Genomic DNA, 14,339 nt, shown 5'->3' on the forward strand with positions numbered 1-14,339 from the left:
CAGCATCAGCCCGGTCGGGCCGCCGCCGGCAATCACGACGGCGTGCTCGCTCAGCACCGGGTTCCCCGCGCGGGTTCGCTCCGTGCGGCCGCGCGAACGGGAAGTGGGAAGCAGTACAGGCATGTCGTGACCCCTCGGCTTGTTGTTGGGTCGGGGGTTCTACGGCAGAGGCGGGGACTTGAAGCAAGCCCGTTGCGCACCACATATTGAGCTGGGAGGAGGGGCTTGCTCTTCCGCGTTCGCCGCGTTGACACGTCGGGCAACACACCGGCATAATGGCATCATCGAAATGGGTTTGGTTCGCCCCGCGCGGGAGATGCCCGCTGCGGGTTTTGTTTTGCAGATTCAGCGAATGCCGGCGGTTCGCTGCATGACGTCGGCGAGTTCCTCGAACGAGAACGGCTTCCGGATCATCGGCAGGCCGCCGCGCCGGGGCTCGCGACCCGACAGTTGCAGCACCTTCAGCTCCGGACGGACTCGCTTTGCCAGCTCCGCCAGTTCATGGCCATCCATGCCGGGCATGTTGATATCGGTGATGAGGATGGAGATCTCCTTGTACTGCTCGAGCCGGTCGAGTGCGTCCGGTCCGCTTTGGGCGCTGACCACCTCGCAGCCGAGATCTTCCAGCATACCGATGATCACATCGAGGACGGCAGGATCGTCATCAACGACCAGAACAGTGTGGCTCATCGCGCGTACGTTCCTTCCAACGAAGGAATCAACGCGCCGCCTGGCGGGTAGGTTCCGGCGCGCCTAATCGTCCTTCGACAAATCGCCAGGCTTTTCGGGAAGGTTGATTGTGCCGCCTTCGCCGTGCCCGAGATCGCGACCACTGTCCCGCGTCTCGCCGGAATCTTCGATGATCGGGTCCTGCGTGTCGCGCTTTTTGTCGCGGCGCGGCTCGTCTCCGGACTGCCTACGCGATGTCTGCTGTAACGTCCTCTTGGGTGTCATGGACCGATCCTCCCGATCGGCTAACTTTCGACGCGCCTGCAAGTTCGTTTGACACGTCGGGCAAAACACTGGCAGAATTGCATCATCGAAAGACGTTTGGTTCAGCCCGCGCGGAGAAGTCTGCAGCGGGCTTTTTCGTTCAACACAGCTTGTTTGACACAGGCTTTTTCAACAGAGGCTTGTTCAACACAGGCTCGTTCAATTTGGCTTTGACACGTCGGGCAACACACCGGCATGATGACAACATCGAGACGAGTTTGGTTCACCCGCGCGGACAACATCCGCCGCGGGTTTTTTCGTTTCGATTTCTGAATCGGACGGCGGCGGCGCATTGCGGCCACGCACTCGTCAAACTTGGAGCGCCGATCGGCGCGCCGCCGTCCGAACCATTGCTGGCCGTGCACGCGCGAACGTGCCGGCCCGCGGCGCTGGGCCTGTTGCTCGCGCCGCTGCGGTCTCCGGAGACACGGAGATAGGGTTCGCGCCCGAAACGATCGCGCTTCGTCACGCGATCTGCCGCGCATTTCTTTTTCGGGGAGAGACGATGACCGCCTATCTGATATCGCTCGCGCTTACGAGCCAGACAAGCTGATGGGCTATTGCGTGGCGCTCTACTTCGCAAAGCTCCTGGTCTGGGACAAGGTCCTTGGATTTGGCTCGACGGACGCTCTGGCGGGATTTGCGGCGATCACCGCCAACCTGGTCGTCTCATTCTACTTCGCCAAGCGCGGATTCGAGAACATTGCGAGGATCATCAAGCGGTGAAAATTCAAGACGAAGAGATTCGAGCCATTGTCGCACAGACACTGGCCGAGCAGCAAAGAGTTCAGCAGGAGAGCGTCGACGCGATCGTCTTGAAAGCGGTGGCATCAGTCCTGGCCTCGTTCGGGATCGAGGACGATGACCGCAAAGAGCTCAGAGCTGACTTCCAGCACCTGCGGCGCTGGCGAAAGAGCGTGGAACAGGCGCAGAGCTACACCTTCAAGGCGGTGATCACGGTGCTCGCGACTGGCCTGATGGGGGCGGTCTGGCTCGGTGTCAAAGTCGTGCTGGGCAAGTGAGCCTCCACCACCTCTGAGTCGCAGTGGATTACCCCCGCCAATAGGCTATCCCATGTACAGAATTCGGATCGTCGACGCGGACGATGACGAGACCGCCGAGATTCTCGGTGATCTGCATCGGCTGACATTCTTCGATGGGGCCGCCATGCCGCAATTCGATTTGGGGGCGTGGTGGATCGCCTACCGCGGTGATGACGCGGTCGCCTTCGCCGGCGTCGTGCCGTCGACGCATGCGCGGAACAGCGGATATTTCTGCCGGGTCGGGGTCTTGCAGCGGCACTGGGGAGGGGGACTTCAACTCAGGCTGATGCGAGCGGTCGAAGTGCGAGCGCGACGCCTCGGATGGGACAGCATCGTCTCCGATACGACGGACAATCCGGTATCTGCCAATAATTTCATCCGTGCGGGTTATCGGCTTCACGAGCCCGAATCGCCCTGGGCCTGGTCGCATACCCTTTATTGGCGAAAGTGGCTGCGCTGAACAATTGCATCGGGTTTTCCCGTCATGCGGAACGTGACTTTCGCAAGCTAGAATGGCTGCACGAGGCGCGCGTGCTTCCGACGCTCGGAAAATCTCTAACGGCCCGGCAGCTTGACGGCTGCCGGGCCGTTTCTGCATTTCGGGCCGATGCGAGCGCGGCACTTGCGAAGTTGGCGGCGCCGGGCTTTAAGTTTGCTCTTGCAGAAAATTCGGCGGCCATAAGCCGATGTGAGGGAGCACCATCAATGCCCAACAAGCCTCAATTGCCGGAACGTTCGCCGCGGGCGACGGGAGGGCTGACTGCGCTCGATGGTCTGCTGGTCGTCGATTTCACGCGTGTCGTCGCCGGCCCGGCCTGCACGCAGACACTCGCCGATTTCGGCGCGCACGTCATCAAGATCGAGAACCCCGACGGCGGCGACGACACGCGCGCCTATGAGCACGCCGAAATTGGCGGCGAAAGCGCGGCGTATCTCAGCCTGAACCGCAACAAGCGCGGCATTGCGCTCGATCTTTCGGTGCCGGAGGCCCGCGAGATCGCGCTGGATCTGATCCGCAAGGCGGATGTGGTCGTCGAGAACTTTTCCAGCGGGGTCATGAAGAAGTTCGGGCTCGATTATGAATCGGTCGCGCCGCTCAATCCGCGGCTGGTCTATTGCTCGATCTCCGCCTATGGGCGCTCCGGACCGTTCGCCTCGCGTCCCGGCTTCGATCCCATCACGCAGGCCGAGAGCGGCTTCATGTCGCTCAACGGATTTGCCGATGGCCCGGCGGTTCGTACCGGGCCGCCGATCGTGGACATGGCCACGGGGATGTCTGCCTGTAACGCCATCCTGATGGCGCTGCTGGCGCGGGACCGGCTCGGCCGCGGGCAACACGTCGAAGTCGCCTTGTTCGATATTGCGATGGGGATGACCGGCTTCTACGGCATGGCCTATCTCATCAACGGCGAAAATCCCGGCCGGTTCGGCAATTCGCCCAGCGGGTCTCCCACCGTCGGCGTCTATGAGGCCTCCGATGGGCCGCTCTATATGGCTTGCGCCAACGATCGGCTCTATCGCCGGCTCGTGGTCGAGGTGCTGAACCGGCCAGATCTCATCACCGATCCGCAGTTCGCCACGCGCAAGGCCCGCTCCGAGAACAAGGAGCTCCTGCGTGCGGCCATCGCGGAGGTCTTTGCCAGCGATACGCTCGAGAACTGGATGGCGAAGATGAAACAGGCCAATATTCCGGTCGGCTATCTCCGGACGGTGGAGGAGGGGTTCAACGCACCCGAAGCTCGCGAGCGCCATCGCTTGAACCGGATTCCGCACCGTAAAGCGGAGTGGGTGCCCAACATCGAGCCGCCGATCACCATGAGCCTCACCGGTGCGGTCGATCCCGTTGCAGCCCCCCTGTTAGGTGAGCATACCGAGGATGTCCTGCGTGATATGCTCGGCCATGACGAGCGTCGGATCACGGAGTTTGCCCGGAAGGGTGTCTTTGGCTCGGGTAAACCCCCTGCGCCCGGTTGAACCTCCGCGGTCAGTCCTCATGGCGCCCGGCATGCGAATTGATGCGTCGCGATGCCAATTGCATTGGCTTGATTTGACGATGGCGCGGCCGCATAAATGCGTGAAAGCGAGGGACACGAATGGCGCCTGGTCGAAAGCCGAGCATGGGTCAGCCCACCGGGGCGGACGCCGGCGAGCACGCTCATGAGGCGATGATCGCGAAGGCTCGGGCCCTAGTGCCGCAACTACGAGAGCGGGCGGCGCGAACCGAGGAGCTGCGGCATCTGCCGTTAGAAACCGAGAGGGATCTCCACGACGCTGGTCTGTTCCGGATGCTCCAACCGGCGCGGGTTGGCGGCGCCGAGCTCGACTACGTCGCTCTCGTCGACTGCGCAGAGCTGCTTGGACAAGCCGATGCGTCGGTTGCCTGGAATCTCGCCAATCTGGCGAGCCATCACTGGATGCTCGGCATGTTCGAGCAGAAGGCACAGGATCTGGTCTGGGGCCGCGATCCAGACGCGCTGATCGCGTCCTCGTTCATCTTTCCCGCCGGACGCGCAACGAAAGTCGAGGGCGGATACCGGCTGCACGGCAGCTGGCCGTTCTCCTCGGGCGTTGCCTCCTGCGAATGGAATATGCTGGCAAGCGTTGTCTACTCCGAAGACGAGGCGGACGGCATCGAGTATCGGATCTTTCTGCTGCCGAAGGGCGACTACAAGGTGTTGGATACCTGGAATGTCGCGGGACTGCGTGGGACGGGGTCTTGCGACGTGGAGGTCAGGGATGCCTTCGTGGCCGACCATATGACCGTCGCCGTCGGTGAGCTCTCAGGCGGTCCGACGCCGGGAAGCAAGGTCAATCCAAATCCACTGTATGCGCTGCCCGTGTTTTCGTTGTTTCCATACGTCCTCTCCGGCGTCGCCCTGGGAAATGCGCAGGCCTGCCTCGACGATTACATCGAGGTCGCTCGTCACCGGATTTCGACTTATAACCGCGCCAAGCTGAGCGATTTTCAAAGCACTCAGATCAAGATCGCGGAAGCCGCGGCGAAGATCGACGCCGCACGCCTGATCATGCGGTCGGCGTGCCTCGATGCCATGGAGGACGCGCGGCGCGGTCACATCCCCGACATGGCGACCAAGACCCGATATCGTCGCGACGGATCTTTTTCGGTGAACCTGTGTACGGACGCGGTGTCGATGCTGTTTGCCGCGAGCGGCGCGCGCGGCCTGTTCACGACCGGTGTGTTGCAGCGGCAGTTCCGCGATGCTCACGCGATCAATTCGCATCTCGCATTCAACTTCGATGCGGCCGGGACCAACTATGGACGCGTGGCGCTGGGTCTGCCGTCCGAGAATCTCACGTTGTGAGGCCGGCTGATGAATGATCTGCCGAAGCAGCCGCGCGTTCCTGATCCCGCCAACGAGTTCGCGAGCGATAGCTCGCAGATCGATCCCCGCGACTTTCGCAACGCCCTCGGAACCTATGCAACGGGCGTGACGATCATCACGGCCGCAGCGCCTGACGGCAAGCCCTACGGGCTGACATGCAATTCGTTTGCCTCGGTTTCGCTGAATCCTCCGCTGGTCCTGTGGAGCCTGGTCGTCTATTCCTCGAGTCTGACCATCTTCCAGAACGCCAGTCATTTCACGGTCAACGTGCTTGGCGCTTCGCAGCAGGCGCTTGCGAGCAAATTCGCCAAGTCGTCGGACGACAAGTTCACCGATGTGGACTGGACGCCGGGCCTCGGCGGGGCGCCGGTGCTTGCGGAGAGCGTCGCCAACTTTCAATGCCGCTCCGTGAATCGCTATTATGGCGGTGACCACGTGATTTTTCTCGGCGCTGTCGAGGCCTATACCTACAATACGCAGGAGCCGCTGCTTTTCGCGCAAGGGGCGTTCGGCCGATTTCTCGCGGACGACGAGCGCAAGAAGACGCCTTAGCGTGCTCAGGTCGCGCTCGATGGCTTAGCGCTCTGCCGCTGAAAGCTTGTAAAGCTCCAGCGCGTCCGCTTCCGCGCCGCGCGTGGCCTTGGCCAACCTGAAAAGTTGCCCCGCAAGCGAGGCCATCGGCACTGGCGTCGACGTCGCCCGTGCGACGTCGGCAACCGTATCGAGATCCTTGAGCATCGTGGCAATGTGGCCGAGCGGCGGGGAGTGAATGCCCTGGACCATTCGCGGCACGAACAGCTGAAGCGGGATGGAATCCGCAAAGCCGCCGGCGAGCGCTTCAGGTATTCGGTTGGCGTCAATTCCGGCGTTGACAGCCAGGCGCGTGGCCTCCGCGAGGACGGCCATCGCGCAGCCGACGATGACCTGATTGCAGAGTTTTGTGGTCTGACCGGCCCCGATGGGACCCATGTGGGTGAATCTGCGCGCCATGGCCAGAACGTAGGGCCGCACCCTCTCGATGTCGGCCGCTTCTCCACCCGCCATGATGGCGAGTGTGCCTTCCTCGGCGCCCTTCGTCCCGCCGGAAACCGGTGCATCGATCCAGCCAGCGCCATTGGCGTCTTTCAGTCGCTTTGCGAGGTCGCGTGCGGCGTCGGGATGTATCGACGAGAAGTCGACGACAAGCTTGCCTGCGCCGGGCGCCGCTGCCAGCCCCTCGGGACCGAAGATCACCTCTTCGACCGCCGCCGCATCGGTCACGCACATGAAGGAGATATCTGAGTTCACCAGGAGATCGCGCGGCGTGACTGCGCGCTTGGCACCGGCTTCGATGAGCGGAGCCACCTTGCCCTCCGAACGGTTCCAAACAGTGACCTGATAGCCGGCCTTGAGCAGGCGCCGGGTCATCGGCGTTCCCATCAGCCCCAGGCCGAGATAACCAAGCCTCTCGACGCCTTGCGGGTTCGCCTTGCTCGCATCAGCCATAGGTTGCCTCCTTCTGTCGCAGCGCAACGTCGCTTTACCATACATTGCGCGCCTAACGGCGAAACCGCCCGGCTCGCATGGCTTGCCTGATTGTTTGAACCATGAAACATTTGAGGCGGTCGGGTTGGGTGGCGCCGGTCGGCGCCGGAGCAGCGGAGTGGGCACGATGCGAACCGTTTCGAAGTGGATCCTGGCTTTGGGGACGGCGGCCGCGGTGAGCGCGGCGGCGAGCCCATCGCGGGCGCAGCAGACGATCCGGGTCGGCTGGACGATTCCAGCCGAGGAATCCAAATACTGGATGATGCGCCGTCCGGCTGAGTTTCCCAATCTCGGCAAGACCTACAATATCGAATGGACCCAGTTTCAAGGCACCGCGCCGATGACGCAGGCCTTGGCAGCCGGCGCGCTGGACTGCGCGACGCAGGCGCCCTTGTCGCTCTCCAATGGCGTGGTCGGCGGCAATCTCAAAGCCTACATCGTTGCGCAGCACGTGTTCGAGAAGCCTGGCGGTTTCTCGGTCTATTGGGCCGTCAAGGATGACTCGCCCATCAAGACGATCGCCGATCTCAAGGGCAAGACGGTCGGCATTTCCGTGATCGGTGGCGGCACGCAAGGGCCGTTTAATCTGCTCCTGAAGCAGAATGGTGTCGATCCGACCAAGGATATCAAGCTGGTCGAGGTCGGCTTTGCAGTCTCCGAGGACGCGCTGCGGCAGGGCCGCGTCGATGCGGTCAACATGAATCAGCCGTTTGCTGCGCGCGCGGAAGCGAAGGGCGGCACCAGGAAGCTGTTCTCCCTGTCGGAGGCCATGCCGAACATCGTGCACATCCTGGAAGCCTGCCGCGCCGATTTCGTCGACAAGAACCCGGAGCTGGTCAAGGCCTATGTCCGCGATATCACCTCGGGCATGAAGAAGGCGCTGGCGAACCGCGAGGAGACGCTGAAGGTCGTCAATGAAGTGCTGAAGGCGCCTATTCCGGTGCTCGAGACCTACCTGCTCAAGGACAACGATTTCGGCCGTGATCCAGGCGCAGCGCCGAACTTCCCCGCGATCCAGAAGATGCTGGACATCTACGCGGAGACCGGAATGCTGCCGAAACTGGACGTCGCGCAGTTCAAGCATCCGACGATCGTCGCTCCGCTTGAATAGACGACCGAGCGGGCGATCCGGCCGAGGATTATCGCGGCGTCCCGGATCCTCCGGGATGAGGCACGAAAAGATGCACGTATGAAGAAGTTGCGATCGCGAGTCACGACAGACGGCCTCGACCGGGCCCCGCACCGGGCCTTCATGCGTGCAATGGGGCTCGACGACGCTGCGATTGCGAAGCCGATGGTGGGCGTCGTCAGCATGAAGGGCGAGCAGACGCCCTGCAATATGACCCACGACTTCCAGGTGGCCGCTGCCAAGACCGGCATCGAGGAGGCCGGCGGCACACCCCGCGAATTCTCGACCGTGTCGGTTTCCGACGGCATCAGCATGAACCACGAGGGAATGAAGTTCTCGCTGTTTTCGCGTGAACTGATCGCCGACTCGATCGAGGCCGTCGTTCATGGTCTGGCTTATGACGCGCTGATCGGATACGGCGGATGCGACAAGACACTTCCCGGCGTGATGATGGGCATGGTTCGTTGCAACGTGCCGTCTATCTTCATCTATGGCGGCAGCTCGCTGCCGGGCCGCGTTGATGGGCGTACGCTGACGGTGCTCGACTCCTATGAGGCCGTCGGCAGCTTCATGACCGGAGAGATCGACGGCGCCACGCTCGAGCGGATCGAGCGCGCCTGCCTGCCGACGATCGGCGCGTGCGCCGGTCAGTTCACCGCGAATACCATGGGAATGGTCTCGGAGGCGATGGGACTGACCATCCCCAACGTCTCGATGGTGCCCGGAGTCTATGCCGAGCGCGCGCAGATCTCGCGGCGCGCTGGACGCTTGATCATGGGGATGCTGGAACGCGGCGGGCCGTTGCCTCGCGACATCGTGACGCGGAAATCCCTCGAGAACGGCGCGGCGATCGTTGCGGCGACGGGCGGCTCGACCAACGCCGCGCTGCATCTGCCGGCAATCGCGAACGAAGCCGGCATTGCATTCGGGATCGACGATGTGGGCGAGGTCTTTGCCCGGACGCCGCTGATCGGAAATCTGCGGCCCGGTGGCAAATACACGGCAAAGGACGTCTACGACATCGGCGGCGCCGCTGTGGTCATTCGAGAGCTGATCGCGAGCGGTCGTATTGATGGTAGCTGCATCACCATTACGGGCCGCACGCTTGCTGAAGAATACGGCGCGGCGAACGCGCCGGACGGGGAGGTGGTTTACGCGTCTAGCGCGCCGATCATGCCTGACGGAGGCGTCGCGGTTCTGAAGGGAAATCTCTGCCCCGATGGCGCGGTGATCAAGGTCGCTGGTCTGAAGAGCCAGTTCTTCGAAGGCGTCGCGCGCGTGTTCGAAGATGAGGAAGCTTGCGTCAAAGCTGTTCGTGATCGCAGCTACAAGGCAGGCGAGGTTCTCGTGATCCGCAATGAGGGGCCGGTCGGCGGCCCCGGCATGCGTGAGATGCTCGGCGTCACTGCGCTGATCTACGGGCAGGGCATGGGCGAAAAGGTGGCGCTGATCACCGATGGACGGTTCTCCGGCGCGACCCGCGGCATGTGCATCGGCTACGTGGCTCCCGAAGCATTTGTCGGCGGTCCGCTGGCGCTCGTCCGCGACGGTGACAGGATCCGGATTGATGCGCCAAACCGGCGGATGGATCTGCTGCTCGATGAGCAGGAACTCAGCGCGCGGCGTCGGGATTGGAAGCAGCGTCCGCCGCGTCATCGTGCAGGTGCGCTTGCTAAATATGCGCGACTGGTTGGGCAGGCGCCCGGCGGAGCTGTTACGCATCAAGGCCCGGCAGAATGGCCGTGGTTCGAATGACGCATCGCACAGGTGCGAAAACGATCGCCTGTCTGGCAGGCTTCTTGCTAAGCCCGTGCCTCACGGTGAGGCGAGCGACGGGATGACGGTAGTGCCTGCGAGATCGAGCGAATGGGTGAGACCGGTGACATCACGAGAGCCGGCTTCTGCGATCATCGAGATCGACCGCGTCTCGCAGGTCTTTCAGACATCGGCGCGCAAGGATCATGTGGCGCTTTCGGACATCTCGCTGACGATCGAGGAGGGAGCCTTCGTCTCCATCCTTGGTCCGTCCGGTTGCGGCAAGTCGACACTGCTTTATATCGTCGGCGGTTTTGTCAGCCCGACCAACGGCACGGCGAAGATCAAGGGCCATGCGATCACGGGGCCTGGTCCGGATCGCGGACCGGTGTTCCAGGAGTTTGCCCTGTTCCCCTGGAAGACCGTGCTGGGCAATGTGATGTACGGCCCGCGGCAGCAAGGTGTACGCGCCGCCGAGGCGGAAGCGCAGAGCCGGACCTTGATCGAGATGGTCGGCCTCAAGGGCTTTGAGAATTTCTACCCCAAGGAATTGTCGGGCGGCATGAAGCAGCGCGTCGCGCTGGCGCGGACGCTCGCCTACCATCCTGAGGTCCTGCTGATGGACGAACCGTTCGGTGCGCTCGACGCGCACACGAGGACGCGCCTGCAGAACGATCTTCTCAACATCTGGGAGCGTGACCGCAAAACGGTGTTGTTTGTCACCCATTCGGTCGACGAGGCCGTCTTTCTCTCCGACAAGGTCGTGATGATGTCGAAATCGCCCGGCCGCATCCGGCAAGTGATCGACATCGATCTGCCGCGTCCGCGCCGCCGCAACGAGCTGTTGCTCGACCCGGGTTATCAGAAGTACGTCGTCGACATCGAGCGAATGTTCGATGAAGACGACGAAGGCGGTCCTATCTCATGATGTCGCCGGCCGCCTTGATCAGACGGGGCGCTCCGGTGCTGGCCTGCATCGGATTGCTGGCGGTGTGGCAGGTCGCCTCGCTTGCGCTGAAGAACGACAGCTTCCCGACGGCCATCGAGGCAATCCGGGCAATTCCCGATATCCTCGGCGATAAAGAATCGCTGATCAACATCCTGGCCTCGCTTCGCCGCATGGCGATCGGGCTCGGTGTGGCGGTGCTGGTTTCGATTCCGCTGGGCCTGCTGATGGGGCGCAGCCGGGGCGTTGCTGCTTTTTTCAATCCACTCTTGATGGTGATTTATCCGGTGCCGAAGGCCGCCTTGATGCCGATCATCATGCTTTGGCTGGGCGTCGGCGACGTCACCAAGACATTGGTGATCTTCCTGGGCGTCAGCCTCCCCGTGATTTATCACAGCTTTGAAGGCGCAAAGGCGGTCGAAGAGAAGATGCTGTGGTCGGGAGCCGCGATGGGGCTTTCACCCGCACAACGCCTGGTGCGCATCGTGTTACCCGCGGCGCTGCCGGAAATCCTGACTGGATGCCGCACTGGATTGGTGCTGGCGCTGATCACGATGATCACCAGCGAGATGATCGCCCGTCAGTCGGGCGCCGGCAACATCCTGTTCAATGCGCTCGACATGGGCCAGTATGATACCGTCTTTGCGATGATCATCATCGTGGGTGCGATGGGAATCTGCATCGACGCGATTTTCGAAAGGGTTCGTGCCAGACTGGTGCGCTGGTCCGAGCCTCAGTTCGACATGCCGCTGAGCTTCTCGTGATGTCGCGCTTTCTCTCCGCAAACGTCCTTCTTGGGATTGCCCCGATCGTGCTGATCGTCGCGTTGTGGCAAGGCCTGGTGTCGTTCGGCTTCGCGCCCGCGGTCCTGCTGCCGCCGCCGGGCTTCGTCTTCAGCCGGCTGCTCCAGCAACTCGTGACGTGGACGTTTCAGCAGGAGATCGCGGCAACACTGATCCGGCTGTTTGCAGGGTTCGCGATTGCGGTCGTGCTGGGTGTCAGTATCGGCATTGCCGCCGCCGCCAGTCCCGCCATCAACGCCGTGGTTCGGCCGATCGTTCGCGTATTGGCGCCACTGCCCAAGGTTGCGCTCTATCCGGCACTCCTGCTTTTGCTCGGCTTCGGCCACGGGTCGAAGATCACATTGGTGGCTGCCGATGCACTTTTCCCTATTCTATTGTCCACCTACTACGGCGCGTCGACCGTCGAACAGAAGCTGATCTGGTCGGCGATGGCGGCGGGAACGCCACGCACCGAAATCCTCTTCAAGGTGGTGCTGCCGGCGGCGATGCCGTCGATCCTGACTGGATGCCGGATCGGGCTTGTCATTTCCTGCATCGTGGTGTTTCTGGCCGAGATGATCACGTCGACAGACGGGTTGGGGCACGCGCTCGTGACCGCGGCGCGAACCTTCCAGGCCGTCGACATGTTCGTGCCGCTGATCACGATCTCGCTGCTGGGGTTGATCCTGAACGGCCTGCTCGGGGCGCTGCGCACGTATCTGCTACGGGGCTTTCCCGAAGCGTGAACTGACCAAGAAGAAACCAGACGACCGGGAGTGAACACCATGCTGGCTGATCGCATCGAGGCAAAATGGATCGACGCATTTTGCGAGATCTTTGAACGCTGCGCCGTCAAGGCCGGCGATACCGCGGCGATCCTCTCGGAAACCCAATCGCGTGCGCTGAACGTGCATCTGGCTGAACTCGCGCTGCTGCGGATGGGCGCGCGGCCGTTTCATGTGGTGATGCCGACACCGCGCAACCGCAATATCGTGCCGGTGCGCTCGACGGGCGCGAGCGAGGCGATCCAGCGCCTTGGCCCGGTCATCACCGCGCTGCAGCAGGCCGGCTTTGTGGTGGATTGCACCCTTGAGGGCCTGATGCACGCGGTGGAGACGCCCGAGATATTGAAGGCCGGCGCGCGGATCCTGGTGATCTCCAACGAGCATCCCGAAGCGCTGGAGAGGATGGTGCCGGATTCCGCGCTTGAGAAGCGTGTTCGTGCAGCGGCCAAGATGTTGCGCGGGACCAAGCGGATGCGGGTGACGTCGAAGGCGGGCACGGCGCTCGATGTCGATATGGTCGGCGCGTCCACTGTCGGCGTGTGGGGCTGGACCGACAAGCCCGGCACGCTGGCGCATTGGCCGGGTGGCATCGTCGTCAGCTTTCCCAAGAGCGGAACGATCAATGGCACGCTGGTGATGGCGCCCGGGGACATCAATCTCACCTTCAAGCGCTACCTGACGTCGCCCGTGAAGATGACCTTGAAGGACGACTATGTCGTCGAGCTGGAAGGCGAGGGCACGGATGCCGCGATGATGCGCGCCTATCTTGCCGCCTGGGGCGATCGTGAGGCCTACGCCGTCTCGCATGTCGGCTTTGGCATGAACCCCGGTGCGCGCTATGAAGCGCTGTCGATGTATGACCAGCGCGACACCAACGGTACCGAGATTCGCGCCGTCTCCGGCAATTTCCTGTTCTCGACCGGCGCGAACGAATTCGCCGGCCGCTACACGGCCGGGCATTTCGACCTGCCGATGATGGGGACGACGATCGAGCTCGACGGCGTTGCCGTGGTCCGGGAGGGCGTGCTCCAGGACGTCTTTGGCTAGTTGCTGTCGAGCACCGGGGGGCGCGCCAGTCCGAAGTGACGAAGCAGATCGACCATCGCCTGCAGCCGCTTCGCGCGATAGGCGTCGACGTCCATGCCGGAATAGTCGAGAAAGCCTGCGCCCGTGCGCAGGCCGATCCGGCCTTCGTGCATATTGCGGGAAATGACGTCCGGCGCTCGATAGCGCTCGCTGCCGAGCGCGCCTTCGAGATACCGGCTCGCGTAGTACAGGATGTCGCCGCCACCCCAGTCGATGAATTCGAGCAGTCCGAGTACGGCGTAGCGGAAGCCGAAGCCGTAGCGGATCGCCTTGTCGATTTCCTCGGCGCTGGCGACGCCTTCCTCGACCATGCGCGCGGCCTCGTTCATCGCGAGCGCCTGGATGCGCGGAACGATGAAGCCGGGCGTTGCCGCGCAGACGACCGGCATCTTGCCGATGCCTTCGAGCAGAGCTTTGACTTCGTCGATAATGGCGGGATCGGTGGCTTTGCCGGGCGAAACCTCGACCAGCGGAATCAGATAGGCCGGGTTGAGCCAGTGCACGTTGAGGAAGCGGCGGGGATTCACGATCGCGCCGGATAGATCGTCGACGAGAATGGTCGACGTCGTCGAGGCGATGATCGTGTCTGCGCGGACCTGCCTTGAGGCTTCTCCCAGCACCTCGCGCTTGAGTTCGACGACTTCAGGGACGCCCTCGAAGACGATCCCGGCGTCGGATAGCGCTTCACCGCTTTCGCCGGCCGACACCACCGAGACCCGCGCGATCAGCGGATCGACATCCGCTTCGGTCAGCAGTCCCAGCTTCGACAGGCTGGCAAAGGTCTTGCCGACTTCGCCCAGCGCGTCCGCTTCCAGCTTGGCGAACTCCTCCGCGGAACGTAGCTTGACGTCGATCATCGTGACCCTGTGTCCCGCATAAGCGAACGCGACGGCGATGCCGCGCCCCATGCGGCCGGCCCCCAGACAGGCGATATTGACGCGATTGGTCATCG

The 14,339-nt window shown here is 62.7% G+C and carries 16 protein-coding genes; 12 read left to right on the forward strand and 4 right to left on the reverse strand.

What is annotated here, in order from left to right; genetic code table 11:
* Nucleotides 1–345: 345 nt before the first annotated feature.
* Both MOV75_RS03345 and MOV75_RS03350 read right to left on the reverse strand, forming a co-directional pair.
* Complete coding sequence (locus MOV75_RS03345) at nt 346–690, reverse strand: response regulator (protein WP_246919127.1); 345 nt, start codon at nt 688–690, stop codon at nt 346–348.
* A gap of 63 nt (nt 691–753) precedes the next feature.
* On the reverse strand, nt 754–954 hold the full coding sequence (locus MOV75_RS03350; RefSeq protein ID WP_246919125.1) for a hypothetical protein: 201 nt from the start codon (nt 952–954) through the stop codon (nt 754–756).
* Between the two features lie 591 nt (nt 955–1,545).
* Here MOV75_RS03350 and MOV75_RS03355 point away from each other — a divergent pair.
* The 6 genes from MOV75_RS03355 to MOV75_RS03380 all read left to right on the forward strand — a co-directional run bounded on the left by MOV75_RS03355 (nt 1,546) and on the right by MOV75_RS03380 (nt 5,932).
* Entirely contained in the window at nt 1,546–1,719 is a 174-nt protein-coding gene (locus MOV75_RS03355) for a hypothetical protein (protein WP_309486783.1), read from the forward strand.
* Nucleotides 1,716–2,015: a hypothetical protein gene (locus MOV75_RS03360; RefSeq protein ID WP_246919123.1), complete on the forward strand. Its 300-nt coding sequence runs from the start codon at nt 1,716–1,718 to the stop codon at nt 2,013–2,015. The genes MOV75_RS03355 and MOV75_RS03360 overlap by 4 nt, the downstream gene beginning before the upstream one ends.
* Nucleotides 2,016–2,067: 52 nt before the next feature.
* Complete coding sequence (locus MOV75_RS03365) at nt 2,068–2,496, forward strand: GNAT family N-acetyltransferase (RefSeq protein ID WP_246919120.1); 429 nt, start codon at nt 2,068–2,070, stop codon at nt 2,494–2,496.
* Nucleotides 2,497–2,741: 245 nt separating this feature from the next.
* Entirely contained in the window at nt 2,742–4,010 is a 1,269-nt protein-coding gene (locus tag MOV75_RS03370; protein WP_246919118.1) for a CaiB/BaiF CoA-transferase family protein, read from the forward strand.
* A 143-nt stretch (nt 4,011–4,153) separates the two neighbouring features.
* Entirely contained in the window at nt 4,154–5,359 is a 1,206-nt protein-coding gene (locus tag MOV75_RS03375) for an acyl-CoA dehydrogenase family protein (protein WP_246919116.1), read from the forward strand.
* 9 nt (nt 5,360–5,368) lie between these two features.
* Complete coding sequence (locus MOV75_RS03380; RefSeq protein WP_246919114.1) at nt 5,369–5,932, forward strand: flavin reductase family protein; 564 nt, start codon at nt 5,369–5,371, stop codon at nt 5,930–5,932.
* A 24-nt stretch (nt 5,933–5,956) separates the two neighbouring features.
* Here MOV75_RS03380 and MOV75_RS03385 read toward each other — a convergent pair whose 3' ends face one another.
* Nucleotides 5,957–6,865: an NAD(P)-dependent oxidoreductase gene (locus MOV75_RS03385; RefSeq protein WP_246919112.1), complete on the reverse strand. Its 909-nt coding sequence runs from the start codon at nt 6,863–6,865 to the stop codon at nt 5,957–5,959.
* 166 nt (nt 6,866–7,031) lie between these two features.
* Here MOV75_RS03385 and MOV75_RS03390 point away from each other — a divergent pair, with 166 nt between their 5' ends.
* The 6 genes from MOV75_RS03390 (at nt 7,032) to MOV75_RS03415 (ending at nt 13,348) form a co-directional block, all read left to right on the forward strand.
* Nucleotides 7,032–8,015 carry an ABC transporter substrate-binding protein gene (locus MOV75_RS03390; RefSeq protein WP_246919110.1) on the forward strand — a complete coding sequence of 328 codons (984 nt, stop codon included), beginning with the start codon at nt 7,032–7,034 and terminating at the stop codon, nt 8,013–8,015.
* Between the two features lie 78 nt (nt 8,016–8,093).
* Nucleotides 8,094–9,788, forward strand: coding sequence for a dihydroxy-acid dehydratase (gene ilvD, locus MOV75_RS03395; RefSeq protein ID WP_246919108.1), 1,695 nt, complete (start codon nt 8,094–8,096; stop codon nt 9,786–9,788).
* A gap of 82 nt (nt 9,789–9,870) precedes the next feature.
* Entirely contained in the window at nt 9,871–10,716 is an 846-nt protein-coding gene (locus MOV75_RS03400; protein WP_246919106.1) for an ABC transporter ATP-binding protein, read from the forward strand.
* Nucleotides 10,713–11,498 (forward strand): ABC transporter permease, encoded by a 786-nt coding sequence (locus tag MOV75_RS03405; RefSeq protein ID WP_247004862.1) that lies wholly within the window; start codon nt 10,713–10,715, stop codon nt 11,496–11,498. Before MOV75_RS03400 ends, MOV75_RS03405 begins: the two co-directional genes overlap by 4 nt.
* A complete protein-coding gene (locus tag MOV75_RS03410) occupies nt 11,498–12,262 on the forward strand; it encodes an ABC transporter permease (RefSeq protein WP_246919104.1) in 765 nt (254 codons plus the stop codon). The genes MOV75_RS03405 and MOV75_RS03410 overlap by 1 nt, the downstream gene beginning before the upstream one ends.
* A gap of 39 nt (nt 12,263–12,301) precedes the next feature.
* On the forward strand, nt 12,302–13,348 hold the full coding sequence (locus MOV75_RS03415) for a peptidase M29 (protein WP_246919102.1): 1,047 nt from the start codon (nt 12,302–12,304) through the stop codon (nt 13,346–13,348).
* On the opposite strand, the gene MOV75_RS03420 is transcribed toward MOV75_RS03415, so the two are convergent.
* A complete protein-coding gene (locus tag MOV75_RS03420) occupies nt 13,345–14,337 on the reverse strand; it encodes a 3-hydroxybutyryl-CoA dehydrogenase (RefSeq protein ID WP_246919099.1) in 993 nt (330 codons plus the stop codon). The genes MOV75_RS03415 and MOV75_RS03420 overlap by 4 nt on opposite strands.
* Nucleotides 14,338–14,339 lie beyond the last annotated feature (2 nt).

The organism is Bradyrhizobium sp. PRIMUS42 (assembly GCF_023006515.1).
Lineage (GTDB): Bacteria > Pseudomonadota > Alphaproteobacteria > Rhizobiales > Xanthobacteraceae > Bradyrhizobium.

Excerpts from the sequence above, each read along its gene's own strand:
- MOV75_RS03345 (WP_246919127.1), bottom strand. The coding sequence starts at position 690 with ATGAGCCACACTGTTCTGGTCGTTGATGACGATCCTGCCGTCCTCGAT.
- MOV75_RS03350 (WP_246919125.1), bottom strand. The coding sequence starts at position 954 with ATGACACCCAAGAGGACGTTACAGCAGACATCGCGTAGGCAGTCCGGA.
- MOV75_RS03355 (WP_309486783.1), top strand. The coding sequence starts at position 1,546 with ATGGGCTATTGCGTGGCGCTCTACTTCGCAAAGCTCCTGGTCTGGGAC.
- MOV75_RS03365 (WP_246919120.1), top strand. The coding sequence starts at position 2,068 with ATGTACAGAATTCGGATCGTCGACGCGGACGATGACGAGACCGCCGAG.
- MOV75_RS03370 (WP_246919118.1), top strand. The coding sequence starts at position 2,742 with ATGCCCAACAAGCCTCAATTGCCGGAACGTTCGCCGCGGGCGACGGGA.
- MOV75_RS03375 (WP_246919116.1), top strand. The coding sequence starts at position 4,154 with ATGGGTCAGCCCACCGGGGCGGACGCCGGCGAGCACGCTCATGAGGCG.
- MOV75_RS03380 (WP_246919114.1), top strand. The coding sequence starts at position 5,369 with ATGAATGATCTGCCGAAGCAGCCGCGCGTTCCTGATCCCGCCAACGAG.
- MOV75_RS03385 (WP_246919112.1), bottom strand. The coding sequence starts at position 6,865 with ATGGCTGATGCGAGCAAGGCGAACCCGCAAGGCGTCGAGAGGCTTGGT.
- MOV75_RS03390 (WP_246919110.1), top strand. The coding sequence starts at position 7,032 with ATGCGAACCGTTTCGAAGTGGATCCTGGCTTTGGGGACGGCGGCCGCG.
- ilvD (WP_246919108.1), top strand. The coding sequence starts at position 8,094 with ATGAAGAAGTTGCGATCGCGAGTCACGACAGACGGCCTCGACCGGGCC.
- MOV75_RS03400 (WP_246919106.1), top strand. The coding sequence starts at position 9,871 with ATGACGGTAGTGCCTGCGAGATCGAGCGAATGGGTGAGACCGGTGACA.
- MOV75_RS03405 (WP_247004862.1), top strand. The coding sequence starts at position 10,713 with ATGATGTCGCCGGCCGCCTTGATCAGACGGGGCGCTCCGGTGCTGGCC.
- MOV75_RS03410 (WP_246919104.1), top strand. The coding sequence starts at position 11,498 with ATGTCGCGCTTTCTCTCCGCAAACGTCCTTCTTGGGATTGCCCCGATC.
- MOV75_RS03415 (WP_246919102.1), top strand. The coding sequence starts at position 12,302 with ATGCTGGCTGATCGCATCGAGGCAAAATGGATCGACGCATTTTGCGAG.
- MOV75_RS03420 (WP_246919099.1), bottom strand. The coding sequence starts at position 14,337 with ATGACCAATCGCGTCAATATCGCCTGTCTGGGGGCCGGCCGCATGGGG.